Source organism: Stenotrophomonas sp. YJH_SMC_10 (assembly GCF_059371555.1).
Genome location: NZ_JCAFUS010000004.1, coordinates 117,937 through 137,621, shown reverse-complemented (window position 1 = coordinate 137,621; position 19,685 = coordinate 117,937). Strand labels below are relative to the sequence as shown.

The 19,685-nt window shown below is 69.6% G+C and carries 8 protein-coding genes; 6 read left to right on the top strand and 2 right to left on the bottom strand.

All coding sequences use genetic code 11. The features are described 5' to 3' along the window. Positions 1-55: 55 nt before the first annotated feature. Both lptF and lptG read left to right on the top strand, forming a co-directional pair. Complete coding sequence (gene lptF / locus AC5P9C_RS08040) at positions 56-1,138, top strand: LPS export ABC transporter permease LptF (protein WP_049465119.1); 1,083 nt, start codon at positions 56-58, stop codon at positions 1,136-1,138. Further along, positions 1,135-2,241 carry an LPS export ABC transporter permease LptG gene (gene lptG / locus AC5P9C_RS08035; protein ID WP_057494132.1) on the top strand — a complete coding sequence of 369 codons (1,107 nt, stop codon included), beginning with the start codon at positions 1,135-1,137 and terminating at the stop codon, positions 2,239-2,241. The genes lptF and lptG overlap by 4 nt, the downstream gene beginning before the upstream one ends. A gap of 54 nt (positions 2,242-2,295) precedes the next feature. Here the strand turns inward: lptG and AC5P9C_RS08030 are convergent, their stop codons facing one another. Beyond that, the gene (locus AC5P9C_RS08030) at positions 2,296-2,787 is read right to left on the bottom strand and encodes an RDD family protein (protein WP_057494133.1); all 492 of its coding nucleotides are present in this window, start codon (positions 2,785-2,787) and stop codon (positions 2,296-2,298) included. A gap of 56 nt (positions 2,788-2,843) precedes the next feature. Here AC5P9C_RS08030 and xerD point away from each other — a divergent pair, with 56 nt between their 5' ends. Both xerD and AC5P9C_RS08020 read left to right on the top strand, forming a co-directional pair. After that, positions 2,844-3,821 (top strand): site-specific tyrosine recombinase XerD, encoded by a 978-nt coding sequence (xerD, locus tag AC5P9C_RS08025; RefSeq protein ID WP_049465125.1) that lies wholly within the window; start codon positions 2,844-2,846, stop codon positions 3,819-3,821. Positions 3,822-3,921: 100 nt separating this feature from the next. After that, positions 3,922-4,704: a thioredoxin fold domain-containing protein gene (locus tag AC5P9C_RS08020; protein WP_057494134.1), complete on the top strand. Its 783-nt coding sequence runs from the start codon at positions 3,922-3,924 to the stop codon at positions 4,702-4,704. 55 nt (positions 4,705-4,759) lie between these two features. Here AC5P9C_RS08020 and AC5P9C_RS08015 read toward each other — a convergent pair whose 3' ends face one another. After that, positions 4,760-6,859 (bottom strand): glycosyl hydrolase family 18 protein, encoded by a 2,100-nt coding sequence (locus AC5P9C_RS08015; protein ID WP_313288388.1) that lies wholly within the window; start codon positions 6,857-6,859, stop codon positions 4,760-4,762. An 821-nt stretch (positions 6,860-7,680) separates the two neighbouring features. On the opposite strand from AC5P9C_RS08015, the gene purL reads away from it, so the two are divergent. Both purL and AC5P9C_RS08005 read left to right on the top strand, forming a co-directional pair. Beyond that, a complete protein-coding gene (purL, locus tag AC5P9C_RS08010; RefSeq protein ID WP_414615173.1) occupies positions 7,681-11,565 on the top strand; it encodes a phosphoribosylformylglycinamidine synthase in 3,885 nt (1,294 codons plus the stop codon). A gap of 440 nt (positions 11,566-12,005) precedes the next feature. Then, positions 12,006-19,538: an ESPR-type extended signal peptide-containing protein gene (locus AC5P9C_RS08005; protein ID WP_414615174.1), complete on the top strand. Its 7,533-nt coding sequence runs from the start codon at positions 12,006-12,008 to the stop codon at positions 19,536-19,538. The last annotated feature ends 147 nt before the right edge of the window (positions 19,539-19,685 follow it).

The following is a 19,685-nucleotide window of genomic DNA, read 5'->3' as shown; positions in this document are numbered from 1 at the left end:
AGACAGTAGACTGGGCGGCACCGCGAACGAACCCCAGAGTTTAAACCACCGCCCCATGCTGAAGCTCGACCGATACCTGCTGGGCGATTTCGTCCAGAGTTTCCTGGCTACCCTGATCGTCCTGCTGGTGGTCAGCGTGGGCGGCGTGCTGGTGGACATCCTCGGCAACATCGCCGACGGGCGCCTGCCGGCCAAGCTGCTGTTCTCGCAGCTGGGCCTGCAGTTCATCGCCTACCTGCCGCTGATCCTGCCGCTGGCGCTGATGCTGGGCCTGCTGCTGGCCATTGCCCGCCTGTACCGCGACTCGGAGATGGCGGTCATCACCGCGATCGGGGTAGGCCCCAAGCGGCTGCTGCGGCCGCTGCTGATGCTGGTGGTGCCGGTGGTGCTGCTGGTCGGCGCCTGCTCGCTGTGGCTGGGCCCGTGGGCCGGCCGGGTGGCCGAGCAGATGATCATCGAGGCCAACCGCAGCGTGCTGATGGCCGGCCTGGAGCCGGGCCGTTTCACGCCGCTGCCCAACGGTGGCGTGGTCTACCTGTCCTCGATCTCGCCCGACGGCACCCAGCTGGGCAAGGTGTTCCTGCAGCGGCAGAAGGACGACCGCCTGGAAGTGGTGTCGGCCAACAGCGGCCGCATGTACTTCGAGGGCACCCGCCAGCGTTTCCTGGAGCTGGATGACGGCCACCAGGTGGAGGGGCCGGTGGCCGGCGCGCTCGATTACCGGCTGGCAACCTTTGCCCGCAACGACGTGGCCCTGCCCGACGGCGCGCAGACCCGCACCGAGGACGACCCGGAACTGATGCCGACCCTGCAGCTGATCGGCGATGCGCGCCCGCAGGCGCAGGCGCAGCTGCACCGCCGCCTGGCACCGCCGCTGATCGCGCTGGCCTTCGCCCTGCTGACCGTGCCGCTGGGCCGCAGTTCGCCGCGCCAGCAGCGTTATGGCCGCATGATGCTGGCCCTGATGGCCTACATGGTGGGTACCAACCTGATGTTCATCGGCAGTGGCTGGATCGCCAACGGCAAGATTCCGGCCGCGCTTGGCCTGTGGTGGTTGACGGTGCCGCTGCTGGCGCTGGCGATCTGGATGTATGTACGTGATGGCCGCCTGGGCCGCCCGAAGGGAGCCCGCGCATGAGGCTGCGCCCGATGCGTTTCGACCTGTACCTGGGTCGCTCGGTGTTCACCACGGTGCTGCTGACCTGGGCGGTGCTGGTCGGCCTGGACGTGGTGATGGCCTTCTCCGGCGAGTTCAAGGACATCGGCAAGAACGGCTATACGCTGGGCCATGCCGCCGCCTGGGTGCTGTACACGGTGCCGCGCCGCGCCTACACGATGTTCCCGACCGCCGCGGTGATCGGTGCACTGATGGGCCTGGGCCAGCTGGCGGCGACCTCGGAGCTGACCGCCCTGCGTGCGCTGGGCCTGTCGCGCAAGCGCCTGAGCGTGTCGGTGGCGATCGCGCTGTCGCTGCTGACCGCGGTGATGGTGCTCAGCGCCGAGACGCTGGGCCCGTGGGGCCAGGACCGCGCCGACGCACTGAAGTCCAGCGCCAAGTGGGGCCGTGACATCTCCACCACCCGGTACTCGGGGCTGTGGGCGCGCGAAGGCGACACCTTCCTCAACGCCCAGAGCGGCGAAGAGCAGCTGGTGGGTGACAGGGGCACGCGGCTGATCCTGCGCGACGTGCGCCTGTACCGGATCGCCGAAGACGGCAACATCGCCTCGCTGACCCACGCGGCCACGGCCGAGCATGACAAGGACGGCTGGGTGCTGACCGGTGTGCGCCGCGATACCTTCGGCGAGCGCTCGGCGACCCGCCAGGAAGTGGCGCGCGAGCCCTGGAACTCGAAGCTGGATGCGGCGGCACTGGCCACCGGCATCGCCAAGCCGCGCAACCTCAGCGTGGCCGAGCTGAGCACCAGCATCGCCTACCGCCAGCGCAACGGGCTGGATGCGCGTGATTTCGAGGATGTGTACTGGAGCCGCTGGTTCTACCCGGTGAACGTGCTGGCGCTGTGCCTGGCGGCGGTGCCGTTCGCGTTCGGGTCGCTGCGCAGTGGCGGCATGGGCAAGCGCCTGTTCCTGGGCATTCTGTTCGCGCTGGGCTTCTGGCTGCTGCAGCTGTTCTTCGGTCGCATGGCCGGCGCGCTGAAGTTCGATTACCGCATTGCCTATGCGCTGCCGCCGATCGTCATGCTGGGCGTGTCCGGGCTGTTGTTCCGGCGCAAGTCGGGCTGACCCTCGTTGGTGAAGCGCCGAGCGCTGCGCTGGATCGGATTGAAGGGTGACGCATCACCGCTTGGGCATGCGCACCAGGCGGGTGCCGCTGGCGCGGTCGTGCCAGGTCAGCCGTTCGCGGTCGACCCACGCCCACCAGAATCCCAGCCCGCCGAGCAGCAGTGACAGCGTGCCAATGGCGAAGCGCCGCCATAGCTGGCCGCGCCGCAACGGCGTGCCATCGCGCGATTGCACTTTCAGCCGCCACGGCCGCATGCCCAGCGTCTGTCCGCCGCGACGCCAGCTGGCAGTGGCGTACCAGCCGGTGATGACCCAGCAGGCCGCCCACAGCAGCCACTGCCAGGCACTGAACGGCGCGATGTTCTCGCGCTGCGCGTGGCCGCTGAAGGTGTAGGCCAGGGTGAACAACGTGCCGGCCAGCATCCACAGCGCCAGCACCGGCAACGCGTCGTAGACCATTGCCAGCAGGCGCCACGGCAGCAGTGCGCGCGGGCGGGGCAGTTCGCTGGCGGCTGCAGGGGCCGTGTCGGTGGCGGGGCGGGACATGCGCCGAGCATACGCAAAGCTGGCCGTGCCCGCAGTGGCCCTCGTATCCTGCACGCATGGCCCTTGTTTCCACCCCCGCCGAACGCCGCCAGCTGGTCCAGCAACTGCCCGAACTGCGCGCGGACGACAGCGCACGCATCCAGCGCTTCCTCGATGCGATCTGGGCCGAGAACGGCCTGGCCCGCGCCACCCTCGACAGCTACCGCCGCGATCTGGAAGGCCTGGCGCGCTGGATGGATGGACGTGACGGTGGCCTGGCCGGCATCGAACGCCCGGGGCTGTTCGATTACCTGGCCTGGCGCACCCGCCATGGCTGGTCGCCGCGCAGCAATGCGCGGTTGTTGTCGGCGCTGCGGGCCTTCTTCGCCGATGGCGTGCGCCGTGGCGAACGCAGCGAGGATCCCAGCGCGCTGCTGGATCCGCCCAAGCTGCCACGCTTGCTGCCCAAGGCGCTGGCCGAAAGCCAGATCGATGCGCTGCTGGCGGCGCCGGACATCGACAGCCCGCTGGGGCTGCGCGACCGCGCCATGCTGGAGCTGATGTACGCCGCCGGCCTGCGCGTCAGCGAGCTGGTGCTGCTGCCGGCCACCGCGGTCAACCTGCGCCAGGGCGTGCTGCGGGTCACCGGCAAGGGCAGCAAGGAACGGCTGGTGCCGTTGGGCGAGGAATCGCAGCACTGGCTGGAGCGTTACCTGCAGCAGTCGCGCCCGCAGCTGGTCGGCAAGGGCAAGGTGCAGGCCCTGCCCGATGGGCAGACCCCGTTGTTCATCGAGCCGACCCTGCAGGCGCTGACCCGGCAGGCATTCTGGCACCTGGTCAAGCGCCACGCGCAGGTGGCTGGCATCGACCCGGCACGGATCAGTCCGCATGGGCTGAGGCACAGCTTCGCCACCCATCTGCTCAACCGGGGTGCCGACCTGCGCGCGCTGCAGATGCTGCTCGGGCACAGCTCGCTATCCACCACGCAGATCTACACCCTGGTGGCGCGCGAACACCTGCAGAAGCTGCATGCCCGCCACCATCCACGTGGCTGAGCGCGGGCCTGAATCGCTGCCCGGGCCCGTCCATGGCAGCGCGGCCCGCTGCCGGCGGCTGTGTCAGAATCCGGGATCTTCTTCTGCTGCGGATCGTTCCATGCTCCGATTTGCCATCGCCGCCGTGTTCGGTGCGCTCAGCCTGACCGCCTGCGCCCAGCCGGCCCCGCCGGCCGCCAAGGCGCCTACCGCTGCGGCCAAGGCCAGCCCGGCCGCGAACGCTTCGGCCGACCAGGCAGTGCGCGCCGCGCTGACCGCGCTCAATCCCGGCTTCCAGGTGGACTACATCGGTGCTGCACCGTTCCCCGGCTTCCGCGAGGTCGTCGTTTCCGGTCAGCTGCTGTATGTGTCCGATGATGGTCGCTACCTGTTCCAGTCGCAGCCCTACGACACCCGCGCCAAAGGCCCGGCCAACAGCGAAGGCCTGCTCGGCTACCGTCGCGGCCTGCTGGCCAAGGCCAACCACGGTGATCGCATCGTGTTCGCCGCGCCGAACGCGAAATACACCATCAGCGTGTTTACCGACATCGAGTGCGGATACTGCCGCAAGCTGCACCAGGACATCGCCGAGCTCAACCGCAACGGCATCACCGTCGAGTACCTGGCGTTCCCGCGCATGGGGCTGGGCAGCAAGGACTACACCGACATGATTTCGGTCTGGTGCGCAGCGGATCGTCGCCAGGCCCTGACCAACGCCAAGCGCGGCGGCAGCGTGCCGGCCAAGAACTGCACCAACCCGGTGGCGATGCAGTACGCGCTGGGCCAGCAGCTGGGCGTGAACGGCACGCCGGCGATCTTCGCGCCGGATGGCACCCAGCTGGGCGGTTACCTGCCGCCGGCACAGCTGCGTGCGGCGCTGGAAAAGCTGTCGGCCAAGCGCTGATCGGCGCTGCAGGCAGGAGGCCGGGGATGCGTGTATCGCATCCCCGGCTTTTTTCTTACTTCAGGCCATCACTGACCGCCTTGGTCAGCGTGCCCTGCGCATCGTCACCGCTGAACTCCCAGACGAACGCGCCGCCCAGGCCCTGGGTCTTCACGTAACCCATCTTGCGGGTGATGTTGGCCGGGGTGTCGAAGCTCCACAGCGTGCTGCCGTTGTAGATCCAGGTGGCGCCGGCGGTGTTGTCGGTGTAGCCCGGCCACGCCAGGTTCTTCAGCACCTTCCAGTCCTCGATGCCGGCCTCGTAGGTACCCGGAGCGGCGCCGCTCGCGGTCTGGTACAGGCCGTTGTTGGCATTGGCCACACCGGTCCAGCCACGCCCGTAGTAGCCGATGCCCAGGTTGAGCTTGGCGGCGGGCACGCCACGGCTGATGAAGGCCTCGATGGCGTCGTTGCTGTTGTACAGCTTCTGGTCGCCGGTGGACGGATCATTGGGCGAATCGAACAGCGCCGACTGGTGATTGGTCTTCGCATCCCACGCGCCGTGGAAGTCGTAGGTCATCACGTTGATGTAGTCCAGGTACGGGTGGTACGCGGCCGGATCGGTGACGCGGATCTTGTCGATGCCCGCACCCACCGCCACCGTCAGCAACAGGCCCGGACGCACTGCATCAAGCTGGCGGCGGAACTCGGCCATCAGCGCGGTGAAGTTGGCGTTGTCTTCCGGCTTGCCGCATTCGATGCCGCAGGCCACCGGGTATTCCCAGTCGATGTCGATGCCGTCGAACACGCCCAGTGCGGCACCGGCACCACCGGCACCGTCGGTCACCGGCAGGTTGCCCTTGATGTAGGCGTCGATGCACGAGGCGACGAACGCCTGGCGGTTTTCCGGGCGCGCCGCGCTGGAGAAGCCGCGCGACCAGGTCCAGCCACCCAGCGAGATCAGTACCTTCAGGTTCGGATACTTGGCCTTGAGCTGCTTGAGCTGGTTCCAGTTGCCACGCAGCGGCTGGTCCCAGGTATCGGCGCTGCCGCTGACACTCTCGGCGGCACTGAAGGCCTTGGTGTAGTCGGCGAAGGCATCGCCACCGGCACCGCTGTTCGGATCCGACGGCTGGGTGATGCCCACTTCGCAGCGGTTGTTGCGCACGTTGCCGAACGCGTAGTTGATGTGGGTCAGGCGCGCGGCCGAGCCGCTGCTGTCGATGTTCTTGACCCGGTAGTTGCGGCCATAGATGCCCCACTGGGTGAAGTAGCCGATGACCCGCTTGCCGGTGGTGCCGCCGTCACCGGCCAGCGTGGTGGCGCTGATCTCGGTGCCTTGTGCCGAGGCATTGCCGGCGTTGTCGCGGGCACGTACGCGGTAGCGGTAGGTGGTGGATGCAGTCAGCCCGCCATCGACGTAGCTGGCGCTGGACGGCGAACCGACCAGGCTGCCGTTGCGGTACACGTCATAGCCGGCCAGGCCACTGCCGCCGGTGTTGTCGGTGGACGGGCTCCAGCTGAGGGCGATGCTGTTGGCGGTACGGGTGCCGACCGCCAGCCCGCCCGGCACGCTCGGTGCGGTGGTGTCGCCACCGGCGGCGTTGACGGTGATGGTGATCGTCGCGGTGCTGGCGGTGGCGTTGTCGTTGTCGGTGGCGACCGCGCGCAGGGTGTGGCTGCCGGCACTGGCATTGGCCCAGCTGGCCGCATACGGCGCACTGGTGGCCACGCCGAGCGTGCTGCCATCGCGGAAGAACTCGACCTTGGCGACGCTGCCGTCCGGATCACTGGCGGTGGCGGTCACGTTGACCGTGCTGCCGGCACTGAAGGTGGCACCGTTGGCCGGCGAGGTCAGGCTGACCACCGGCGGCTGGTTGACGCCGCCGCCATCGCAGGCGCCGAGGTTGGTGTAGTAGGGCGCACCGGCCGGATGGTCCGGCGGCGCGTTCCAGATGTCCTGGTTCGCCCGATAGAGGACGCCTCCTTTCTGCAGGGTGTCGCCGGCCCGGTAGATCTTGGCCTGGTCCCACTGCGCCACCCCGGCACAGCTGGCGGCCTGCGCCAGGCCGGGCAGGGCGGCGGTACCGGCGGCCAGGGCAAGCAGCCAGGCCAGGTGGCGGGGACGACAGCTTCGGGTCGAACGTTCGGCACTGCGCACAATCGGGTCGTACATGGGTGAGTCTCCGATCAAAGGGCGCGCGGGCCCCGATGGCGCCGCGCGTGACGCAGGTCCGGGCGTCGCCCGGGAAGGCGACGGAGGGGCCGGACGGAGGCACCTGGGAGGCCGGGGAGAGAGTCCGGCACCAGGTGGGGACAACGTTGTCATCAATTGCGTGGTCAATCCGTGAGCAAGCGCATGGTTCGGCGATTTGGGCGGAAAGCGGCGCTGGCGCTCGGTCGGCGGCCATCGGCGGAGCCCCCTCGTGGCTGGGGCTTGCCGCGAACAGCGGATTTCTGGGGGTTGGCCGGGCGGGTGGGCTCAGGCGGGGACGCCGTGAACCCGTCCATGGGGGCTTGGCCGCGGCATCCATGCCGCGGACACCCCGCCTGAGCCCACCCGCCCGGCCACGGACAGGTTCCTGCGCGGCCAGCCACGAAAGACAGAAGAAAAAAAACAAAGGCAAAAGCCGGTCGCTGCGCTCTTCAATGCCTGATTTCTGACATTTCCTGGGTGCCGGCCAGCGGCCGGCACTACCGGGGAGCATTCACGCATGGCCGCAGATCGCGGAAATCTGTCGGGGGCGGGGTGGTGGGGGCCAGCAGGACCGTTGGCGCCATGGATGGCGCCATCGAGCCCCCATGGATGGGTTTACGGCGTGTCCTGCTGGCTTCCACCGCCCCGCCAGCTCACAGGAAGCCAGCTCTTGCTGTTGCTTTGGCCGTTGCCGTTGCTTCGGCCCTGGCCTCGGCGGGTGCCGGGCGCCGCCCGGCCAAAGCCATCCCCCTGCTTCCGGTACAATGTCGGGCCCGTTTCCCAACTACGGTTCCCCGGACATGATGGTCCTCGAGGGCGCGCCCGCCCTGTCGCCGTTCCGCCGCGAACGTCTTGAATCCCGCCTGCAGTCCATCGCTCCCTCCCTGCGCATCAGCGGTGCCTGGCACGTCTACTTCGTGCAGCCCGAAGGCAGTGCCGCCCCCGACCTGGCCACCCTGTGCCGCATCCTCGAAGCAGCGCCGCAGGGCGTGGCCGTGGCCGACGGCGCGGTCAGCCGCATCGTGGTGCCGCGCCTGGGCACGCTGTCACCGTGGTCGAGCAAGGCCACCGAACTGGTGCGCGGTGCCGGCCAGCCGGTGAGCCGGGTCGAGCGCGGCCTGCGCATCGACGTGCAGGGCTGGCCGGCCGATGCCGCCGCCCAGCAGGCGCTGGCCAAGGCGCTGCACGATCCGATGACGCAGTCGGTGCTGGAAACGGTCGAGCAGGGCCAGGCGCTGTTCTCCGCGCCGGCGCGGGGTGAGCTGGAACGCGTGCCGGTGGACCAGCTGGAGGCCGCCAACCAGCGCCTCGGCCTGGCCATGGCCCAGGACGAGATCGACTACCTGCGTGAACGCTTCACCGCGCTGGGCCGGTCGCCGTCGGACGTGGAACTGATGATGTTCGCGCAGGCCAATTCCGAGCACTGCCGGCACAAGATCTTCAATGCCAGCTGGACCATCGACGGCCAGGAACAGGACCGCTCGCTGTTCCGGATGATCAAGAACACCCACCAGCAGACCCCGCAGCACACGCTCAGCGCGTACAGCGACAACGCTGCGGTGATCGAAGGCCATCCGGCCTCGCGCTACCGTCCCGATCCGGCCAGTGGCGAATACCGCCGCGAGCCGCAGGTACCCAGCGCCTTCCAGATCAAGGTGGAAACGCACAACCATCCGACCGCGATCGCGCCGTTCCCCGGTGCCTCGACCGGTGCCGGTGGCGAGATCCGCGACGAGGGCGCGACCGGCCGTGGCGGCAAGCCGAAGGCGGGCCTGACCGGCTTCTCGGTCTCGCACCTGCGCATCCCCGAGCTGCCGCAGCCGTGGGAAGCGCCGCGCGCGCTGAACCCGCGCATGGCGCCGGCGCTGGAAATCATGACCGACGGCCCGCTCGGCGGCGCCGCGTTCAACAACGAGTTCGGCCGCCCCAACCTGCTCGGCTACTTCCGCAGCTTCGAATTGCCCGAAGGCGCCGATCTGGTGCGCGCGTACGACAAGCCGATCATGCTGGCCGGTGGCCTCGGCGCGATCGACCGCATCCAGGTCGACAAGATCCCGCTGCAGGCCGGTGATGCTGTCATCGTGCTCGGCGGGCCGGCGATGCTGATCGGCCTGGGCGGCGGTGCCGCCAGTTCGGTGGCCTCCGGTGAAAGCGCCGAGGACCTGGACTTCGCCAGCGTGCAGCGCGACAACCCGGAAATGGAACGCCGCTGCCAGGAGGTCATCGACCGCTGCGTGGCGATGGGCGCCAACAACCCGATCAAGTTCTTCCACGACGTCGGCGCCGGTGGCCTGTCCAACGCCATCCCCGAACTGCTGCACGACTCGAACGTCGGTGGTGTCATCGACCTGGGCAAGGTGCCCACCGATGATCCGTCGCTGTCGCCGATGCAGCTGTGGTGCAACGAGTCGCAGGAACGCTACGTGCTGGGCGTGGCCCAGGAACGCCTGGCCGAGTTCGCCGCGCTGTGCGCCCGCGAACGCTGCCCCTTCGCGGCCGTCGGCGTGGCCACCGCTGAAGAGCATCTGGTGGTGGCCTACGGCGCCGTGCCGGGCCACACCCCGGCCGATGCACCGATCGATCTGCCGATGGACGTGCTGTTCGGCAAGCCGCCGAAGATGCATCGCGACACCGCACATCCGCCGGCACCGCGCTGGCCGGCGCTGAAGACCGGCGGCTTGGACCTGCATGAGGCCGGTCTGCGCGTGCTGGCGCACCCGACCGTGGCTTCGAAGAATTTCCTGGTCACCATCGGCGACCGCAGCGTCGGCGGCCTGACCGCGCGCGAACAGATGGTCGGCCCGTGGCAGCTGCCGGTGGCCGATGTGGCGATCACCCTGGCCGACTTCGACGGCGTGGCCGGTGAGGCGATGTCGATCGGCGAGCGCACCCCGCTGGCCCTGCTCGATGCGGCGGCTTCGGCGCGCATGGCGGTGGGCGAAGCGCTGACCAACCTGTGCGCGGCCCCGGTCGATGCGCTGGATGAGATCAAGCTGTCGGCGAACTGGATGGCCGCGGCCGGCCACCCGGGCGAAGACGCGCTGCTGTACGACGCGGTGAAGGCGGTGGGCATGGAACTGTGCCCGCAGCTGGACATCAGCATCCCGGTGGGCAAGGACTCGCTGTCGATGCAGGCGCAGTGGCACGACCAGGGCGAAGCGCACAAGAGCGTGTCGCCGGTGTCGCTGGTGATCTCGGCGTTCGCGCCGGTGGCCGATGTGCGCCAGCAGCTGACCCCGCTGCTCGACCGCGACGTGGAAAGCGAGCTGTGGCTGATCGGCCTGGGGGCCGGCAAGCAGCGCCTGGGCGGTTCGATCCTGGCCCAGGTGCACGCCGACCATGGCGACCTGCCGGCCTTCGCCGGTGCCGCCCCGGACCTGGACGACCCGCAGCGCCTGCGGGGTTTCTTCGAGCTGATCCGCGATGCGCGCCAGGCCGGCCTGCTGCTGGCTTACCACGACCGCAGCGACGGTGGTGCCTTCGCCGCGCTGTGCGAAATGGCCTTCACCTCGCGGATGGGCCTGGACATCACCCTCGATGCGTGGGGCGATGATCCGTTCCGCAGCCTGTTCAATGAGGAACTGGGTGCGGTGGTGCAGATCGCACGCGAAGACCGCGCCGCGTTCGCTGACCTGGTCGAGCGCCATGCACTGACCGAATGCGCACAGCGCATCGCCAAACCGACCACCGCACCGGTGGTGCGTGTGTCGCTGGGCGGTGGCAACCTGGCCGAATGGCGCTGGGAAGCGCTGTTCGACGCCTGGTGGTCGGTCACTCACGCGATGCAGAAGCGCCGCGACAATCCGGCCAATGCCGACGCCGAGCGCGAGGTGGCACGTGCCTTCAGCGCACCGGGCCTGAAGCCGAAGCTCAGCTTTGATCTCAACGAAGATGTCGCAGCACCGTTCATCAGCACCGGTGCGCGTCCACGCGTGGCGGTGCTGCGCGAGCAGGGCGTCAACGGCCAGATTGAAATGGCCAACGCCTTCGAACGTGCCGGCTTCCGTGCCTTCGACGTGCACATGAGCGACCTGATCGAAGGCCGCGTGGCGCTGCAGGAGTTCACCGGCCTGGTCGCCTGTGGTGGCTTCAGCTATGGCGATGTGCTCGGTGCCGGCCGTGGCTGGGCCACCTCGATCCTGGAGCGCAGTGCGTTGCGTGATGCCTTCGCCGCGTTCTTCGCGCGCGAAGACAGCTTCGCGCTGGGCGTGTGCAACGGCTGCCAGATGATGAGCCAGCTCAAGGGCATCATTCCGGGTGCCGAGCACTGGCCGCAGTTCCGCCGCAATGCCAGCGAGCAGTTCGAAGCCCGTACCGCGCTGCTGGAAGTGGTGGAGTCGCCGTCGATCCTGCTGCGTGGCATGGCCGGCTCGCGCCTGCCGGTGGCGGTGGCGCATGGTGAAGGCCAGGCGGTGTTCGACACGGCCGTCGACCAGGCCGCGGCCCGCGTCTCGCTGCGCTACATCGATGGCCATGGCAACGTTGCCAGCCAGTATCCGCTGAATCCGAACGGTTCGCCGGACGGCATCACCGGCCTCACCAGCAGCGACGGTCGCGTCACCATCATGATGCCGCACCCGGAGCGCACCCCGCGCGCGCTCAACCTGAGCTGGGCGCCCGCCGAATGGCAGGGGGATTCGCCGTGGATGCGCATGTTCCGCAATGCACGGGTGTGGTGCGGCTGATCGCATCATCCCGCGCAGGGCGCAATGCCATCGCGTATGGAAAAACCCGCTGCATTGCCAGCGGGTTTTTCTTTGCGCGTGTGAAACTCCAGTCGCGCCCGCTAGTTACATCGATTTTCATGCGCCAGCCGTTCGTCACGTCTGCATAACGAAATCCTTTTATAAACCCGTGAAATAGTGAACTGCTTCACGGCAATAGGATTTGTCGTGTCAAAGTCTTGACGTTCTCCAAAGTTGCCGTTAACACTTGAAGCCCGTTTCAGAATCATTCATTTCGCAGTAACCGCTTGGCGCATGCGCTCGGGTTTCTGTCGCTGCGCGCCGTTCGGCAATACCCGCAGTAAATCACGCGAATAGACGCCCCCAGGGGGGACGTTGGGCCGCACGGCCCGGCGGTGGCGTTGCTTTGCCCAAAACCAGTCCAATCAGGAGCCGTACCGATGAATCGGATTTATCGCAAGGTCTGGAACAAAGCATTGGGTCAGTTGGTCGTGGCCTCGGAACTGGCCTCTTCCGACAGCAGCGGTGGTGTGGTCGACCAGCGCCGCGACACGACGCAGGCAACGCCAGCCGCGCTGGCTGTGGCACTGGGGCTGGTATTGGGATTGGGCATGAGCAGTGCCGCCGTTGCGCAGTCGGTGCAGATCGGCGGCAGCGCTACCTGCGTGGCGTTCAGTGGCAAGCTGCTGGAAAAGTGCCTGGTTGAAGGCACGGCCAGCGCCAAGGGCAGCAACGCGGTGGCGATCGGCGGCAACAGCAGCGCGAGCGCGGCCAACAGCGTGGCGCTGGGCGCCGGTTCCAAGGCCGCGCGCGCCAACACCGTGTCCGTCGGCGATGCCGGCAAGGAACGGCAGATCACCAACGTGGCCGCCGGCACCCAGGCCACCGATGCGGTGAACAAGGCGCAGCTGGATGCGCAGGCGCGCGCCACGCAGGCGGCGCTGGCGGACGTGGCCGCCGATGGCGAGCGCTATTTCAAGGCCGATGGCGCCGGTGATGACAGCGACGCAGCGAAGATCGACGGGCAGGGCGCGGTGGCCGCCGGTGCCGGTGCACAGGCGTTGGCCAACGCCACGACTGCCATCGGCACCCAGGCCATTGCCGCCGGCCTGGGCGCCAGCGCATTCGGCCAGGGCGCCCTGGCCATCGGCGACGCCAGCGTGGTGGTCGGGCAGAGCGCGGCCGCGTTCGGCCTCGGTGACACCGCTGTCGGCGCCAGCGCCTATGCCGCCAGCGAGAACGGCGCGGCTACCGCACTGGGTGCCTTGTCCGAAGCAAGCGCCGACGGCGCCACTGCCGTCGGTGGCGGTGCCGTGGCGATGGGTCCGGGCAGTACCGCTCTGGGCCGTGGCGCCACCGCCGCCAATGAAGCATCGATCGCGGTGGGTGCGTTCAGCACCGCCGTGGGTGAGTACAGCACCGCGCTGGGTTCCAACTCGGCGGCGGTCGCCACCGGCAGCGTGGCGCTGGGTGCCGGCTCGCTGGCCGACCGCGTCGATACGGTGTCCGTCGGTGCGGCCGAGTACGGCCTGACCCGCCAGATCACCAGTGTCGCGGCGGGCACCGAAGACACCGATGCGGTCAATGTCGGCCAGTTGAAGGACGTGGCCGCCGTGGCCGATGCCACCGCCAGGCACTTCCAGGCCACGGGCAGCCGCAACAGCGACGCGGGCGCGCTGGCCGAAGGCGACGAGGCACTGGCGGCCGGCGAGGCGGCCAACGCGATCGGCAACGGCACCACCGCTGTGGGCGCGGGCGCCAATGCCGTCGCACAGAACGCGACCGCGGTGGGCAACAACGCACTGGCCTCAGGTCAGAACAGCGCCGCGTTCGGCAACAACGCGCAGGCGAACGGCCCGGGCAGCGTCGCTGTCGGTGGTGCTGCGGTGGATGCCGATGGCAATCCGCTGATCACCAGTGGTGGCGTGCCGGTCGAAACCGGCGCCACCAGCGCCGGTGTCGGTGGCACCGCGGTGGGCGCCAGTGCCGAAGCCAGCGGCTTTGCGGCGTCGTCCTACGGCGTCGGTGCCTATGCCGCCGGTGCCCAGGCCTCCGCGTTCGGTGCGGTCGCCAATGCCATCGGTGATTACTCCACTGCGCTGGGTACGCAGAGCAACGCCACCGGCACCAGCAGCGTGGCCATCGGTGGCCCGGCCGACCTGATTCCGGGCCTGGGTTTCTTCGTGCAGACCCAGGCCAGCGGCGAAGCGGCGACGGCCGTCGGCGCCGGTGCCATCGCAAGCGGTGACCGCGCGGTGGCCAACGGCAGCCTGACCGAAGCCTCCGGCGCGGAATCCACCGCCGTCGGCTACTTCGCTTACGCCCCGGGTGAGAATGCCAGCGCACTCGGCGCGCAGACCTGGGCCAGCGGCGCACAGAGCACGGCCGTCGGGTACTACGCCACTGCGCGTGGCGCCAACAGCGTCGCGCTTGGCGCGAATTCCGAAGCGGTGCGCGCCAACAGTGTGGCCGTGGGCAGTGCCGGCAACGAACGGCAGATCACCAGCGTGGCCGCGGGCAGCGAAGCCACCGACGCAGTGAACAAGGCGCAGCTGGACGCCGTGGCCAGTACCGCGGACAACACCGCGCGCTTCTTCCAGGCCCAGCCGGAAGCGGGCAGTGATGCCGGTGCGCTCGCCGAGGGCGAAGGCGCGGTGGCGGCCGGTTCGTCGAGCAATGCGATCGGCGCCGGCGCGGTTGCACATGGCGCGGCCGCTTCGGCCATCGGTGACGACGCCGTGGCGGTCGGTCGCAACAGCAACGCCACCGGCAACGGCGGTGTTGCCATCGGTGGCCTCGGCCAGGCCTACGACGAGTACAACCAGCCGATCATCGGTGCCGACGGCACGGCGCAGCAGGTAGGCACCACCGCCGTCGCCAACGCCACCGCAGTGGGCAGCGGCGCACAGGCCACCGGCGCCGCCAGCAGCGCGTTCGGCAATGCGGCCAAGGCCAGCGGGGACAACAGCTTCGCTGCTGGCGGAACGTCGCGTGCAACCGGCGGCTACGCGGTTGCGGTTGGCGACAGTGCCTTCGCCAGCAGCGACGACAGCACCGCCGTCGGTGGCTACAGCTGGGCCACGGCCAGTGGCGCCAGTGCCTTCGGCTCCGGTGCGTGGGCCACGGCCACCAATGCCTCGGCGTTCGGCAATGCGGCGTGGGCCAGTGGCAGCGGCGCAACGTCCATCGGTTACAACAGCTGGGCCAACGGTGCCAGCGCCACGGCGGTCGGCCGGGGCGCCTTCGGGTATGGCGACAACAGCGTGGCGCTGGGCTTCCAGGCGCTCGGCAACAGCGTCAACAGCATCGCCATCGGCACCAACACGGTCGCCGGTGGTGAAAGCGCGATCGCGCTCGGCGCCGGCAGCAACGCCAGTGCCAGCAACGCCGTCGCGCTGGGCGCCGGCTCGGTTGCCAACCGCGCCCGCAGCGTTTCGGTCGGCAGCGCCGGCAACGAGCGCCAGCTGACCAACGTCGCTGCCGGTACCCAGGCCACCGACGCGGTGAACAAGGCACAGCTCGACGCGGTTGCGACCACCGCCACCACCACCAGCCGCTTCTTCCAGGCCAGCGGCAACGGCGACGACGTGGCCGGTGCCCTGGTGGACGGTGACAACGCGCTGGCGGCCGGTGATGCGGCCAATGCCATCGGCAACGGTGCCACCGCGCTCGGCAGCGGTGCCAACGCGCTGGCCACCAACGCGCAGGCACTGGGCTTCAACGCCCTGGCCAGTGCCGCCAACGCCAGCGCAGTCGGCGCCAACGCGCAGGCGACCGGCGAGTACGCCACCGCACAGGGTGCGGAGAGCGAGGCCAGCGGCGAGCAGAGCGCGGCGTTCGGCGCCGCCAGCATCGCCAGCGGCGCCGGCAGCACCGCCAGCGGCGTGCTGTCCGAAGCCTCCGGTGAGGAGGCCGTGGCGGTGGGTTACTTCAGCAACGCCAGTGGCAGCGGCGCCACCGCGGTCGGCAGCGAAAGCGTCGCCAGCGGCACCGCGTCGGCCGCGTTCGGCATCGGTGCCGAAGCGACCGGCGGCTACAGCACCGCCATCGGTGGCTACGCGCAGGCTTCGGCGTTCAACGCCACTGCCTTCGGCAACTTCGCCAATGCTTCCGGTTCCAACAGCGTGGCGCTGGGCGGCGACGCCGAAGCCTCGGGTGCCTACAGCACGGCCACCGGCCAGGGCAGCCTGGCGACCGGCACCAACAGCGTCGCCGTCGGCGGCTCGCTGTTCGGCGTGCTGGCCACCGAAGCATCGGGCAACTACTCCACCGCTGTCGGTGGCGGCGCCTGGTCGGCTGGCATCAACAGCACCGCGCTGGGCAACGCCGCCGAATCGCGCGCGGCCAATAGCGTGGCGCTGGGCGCCGACTCGATCGCCGACCGTGACAACACCGTGTCGGTCGGCGGCGGTGGCAACACCCGCCAGATCACCAATGTGGCCGCTGGCACGCAGGGCACCGATGCGGTCAACAAGAACCAGCTTGATGCCGTCGCCGCCGCAGCGGAAAAGACCAGCAGGCAATTCCAGGCCAGTGGCAACGCCGACGGTGAAACCGGCGCACTGGTCGAGGGCGACAACGCGCTGGCGGCTGGTGATGCGGCCAACGCGATCGGCAACGGTGCCACCGCGCTCGGTAGCGGTGCCAATGCACTGGCGGCCAACGCCACCGCCGTCGGCATCGACGCGCTGGCCACCGGCAACAACGCTGCGGCGCTGGGCAGCACCGCACAGGCCACCGGCGAGGACAGCCTCGCGCTCGGGACCGGCGCCAGCGCCAGCGAGCTGGGGGCCAGTGCCGTGGGTGCGCGGGCCCAGGCCAGCGGTGCGTACAGCACCGCAACCGGCACCGAATCCAATGCCAGCGGCACGCAGGCACTGGCCAGTGGCTTCCGCAGTGCCGCCTCCGCCGATGGCACCACCGCCGTCGGTGGCTATGCCGAAGCCAGCGGTCGCCTCGGCACCGCGCTGGGCTACGGTTCGACCGCCAGTGGCGCCAACACCACGGCGGTCGGCTTCGGTGCCGCGGCGGCCGGTAGCGGTGCCGTTGCGGTCGGCCAGTCCAGCGAAGCCAGTGGCGCCGAGAGTGTGGCCATCGGTGGCAGCACCTTCTTCGGCCTGATCCCGTCGCGCGCCAGCGGCACCGGCGCGGCGGCCTTCGGTGCCGGCGCCTGGGCGACCGAAGATTACGCCACCGCGATCGGCTGGAATTCGTGGGCGGATGCGGCAGATGCCACGGCACTGGGCGCCAGTGCCACCGCCAGTGGGTTGAACAGCGTGGCGCTGGGCGCCGGCTCCAAGGCCGAGCGCGACAATACTGTGGCCGTGGGCACCGCCGGCGGCGAGCGCCAGGTGACGCACGTGGCGGCGGGCACCGAGGCCACCGACGCGGTGAACAAGGGCCAGCTGGACGCGGTTGCCAGCGTTGCCGACAGGACCGGCCGGCAGTTCCAGGCCAGCGGCAACGCCGATGGCGAAGCCGGAGCACGGGTGGAGGGCGACGATGCGCTCGCCGCTGGCAACGCGGCCAATGCAATTGGCAACGGCGCCACCGCAGTGGGCAGCGGCGCAACGGTGGTCGCGGCCAATGCCACCGCGGTCGGCGTCGACGCGCTGGCCACGGCCGAGCAGGGTGTGGCGATCGGCAGCGGTGCCAGCAGCACCGCAGGCGGTGCCGTCGCGCTGGGTGCACAGAGCAGCAGCGGCGGCGCCGCCAGCATTGCGATCGGCGCGCAGTCGCAGTCGCAGGGCATCGGGGCAACCGCTGTCGGCGGCATGGCCGAGGCCGCCGGCCTGGCGGCCACCGCAGTGGGCTACGGCGCGATCGCCGATGGTCGCGAAACCACGGCAGTCGGCAACTTCGCACAGGCCAGTGGCTGGCGCGCCACGGCGTTTGGTGCAGGCGCCAGCGCCGGCTTCTTCGGCACCGCGATCGGCAGTGCCGCACAGGCCGCCGACGTGTCCACGGCGGTGGGCCAGGGCACCATCGCGGAGATCGCCGGCGCCGGCTTCGGCGTGCAGGCCAAGGCGGGCGAGTACGGCACCGCTCTGGGCAACAACGCCGCGACCGGATTGAACGGCGTGGCGGTCGGCTTCAATGCACTGGCCGGACAGGATGCCGCCAGCGTCAGCGCTGGCCGGTTCACCACCGCCATCGGCAGCGAGGCGTGGGCCACCGAAGACGGCGCCACCGTGGTCGGCTACAACAGCTACGCGCAGGCCAGCAACGCGACGGTGCTCGGCAGCAACACCTGGACCACCAAGGACGCCGGCAACAGCGTCGCGTTGGGTGCGGGCTCGCTGGCCGACCGCGCCAACACGGTGTCGGTGGGTGCCGCGCAGGAGTGGGTCGATGCTGCCGGAGTCACCCACAGCGCGATCAACCGCCAGCTGACCAATGTCGCGGCCGGTACGCAGGCCACCGATGCGGTGAACAAGGGCCAGCTGGATGCAGTGGCCGCCACCGCCGATGCGGTCGGGCAACGCTTCAAGGCCAACGGTTCGGGTACCGCCAGTGCCACCGGCGCCGATGCCGTGGCCATCGGCGGCAACGCCAACGCCAGTGGCAGCCGCAGCAATGCGCTGGGCAGCGGCGCCACGGCCATCGGCAACGCGGCACTGGCACTGGGCGCCAACAGCGGCGCCAGCGGCAACAACTCGGTGGCATTGGGTGCCGGTTCGCGTGCGCTGGAGGCCAATGTGGTCTCGGTCGGCGGTGGCAACGGCACCGCCGGTCCGGCCACCCGACGCATCGTCAACGTGGCCGACGGCCGCATTGCCGCCGGCAGTACCGATGCGGTCACCGGGTCACAGCTCAATGTCACCAACCAGCGCGTCGGCGCCGTGGAAACCCGGGTCGGTGATTTCGACGCGCGCATCGCCACGGTCGAGACCACGGCGGCCAGTGCGGTCGGCTATGACGATGCCAGCCGTGAGCGCCTGACCCTGTCCGGCATCCAGGGCACCACCATCGACAATGTCGGCGCCGGCAGCATTGCCGCCGGCAGCCGCCAGGCGATCAATGGCGGGCAGTTGTTCCAGTCGCTCAGTGACGCCGCCAGCTTCCTCGGCGGTGGCGCCAGCGTCGGCATGCAAGGCGTGTTCGTGGCACCGAACTATGTGATCCAGGGCGCTACCTACAGCAACGTCGGCGATGCGCTGGGTGCGTTGGACCGCAAGGTGAGCGAGATCGACCGCCGCACCGCCGGTGGCACCCGCACCGGCACGGCCAGCCTGCGCGCAATGAGTGCGTCGCTGGATGACGGTTCGGCCAACATTGGGGATGCCGCCGCGGCAGCCGATGCCGCACCGGCCGCGTCGACCGCAGGCAGCGCGCGCGTGCAGGGCACGCCGACCGTGGCCGCAGCGGGCGCCGGGATTCCGGTGGGAACCCCGGCGCCTGGCGCCAATGCGGTGGCCATGGGCGAGGGGGCCGTCGCCAGCGGCGCGTCGTCCACGGCCATTGGCCAGGGTGCGAATGCCACGGCCGCAAATGCCGTGGCACTGGGCCAGGGTTCGGTCGCCGACCGTGCCAACACCGTGTCGGTCGGCAGCGAAGGCAACGAACGCCAGGTCACCAACGTCGCCGCCGGCACCACCGCCACCGACGCCGTCAACAAGGGCCAGCTGGATCGTGGCGTGGCCACGGCGAACAGCTACACCGACAGTCGCGTGCAGGCCGTCGCCGACAGCTTCGATGTGTTCAAGGGCGAAATCGATGGACGCCTGCGCCACATGGACCGCCGCATCGACCGCCAGGGTGCGATGAGCGCGGCGATGCTCAACATGGCCACCAGTGCCGCCGGCATCCGCACCCAGAACCGGGTCGGCGTCGGCATCGGTTTCCAGGGCGGCGAATCGGCGTTGTCACTGGGTTACCAGCGCGCGATCAGCGATCGCGCCACGGTCACCTTCGGCGGCGCCTTCAGCAGCGATGACAGCTCGGTCGGCGTGGGCGCCGGCTTCGGCTGGTAAGCCCGTCCATCGCGCCGGCGGCCACCCACGCCGGCGCATCACCTGCAACGAGGGCCTGGGGGGAGGTCACGGCAATCCCGGCTGGGCCGGCCGGGAGTCGTCAAGGAATGATGGCCGCAGTGTTGGTTCGATCCATGACCCAGAAGA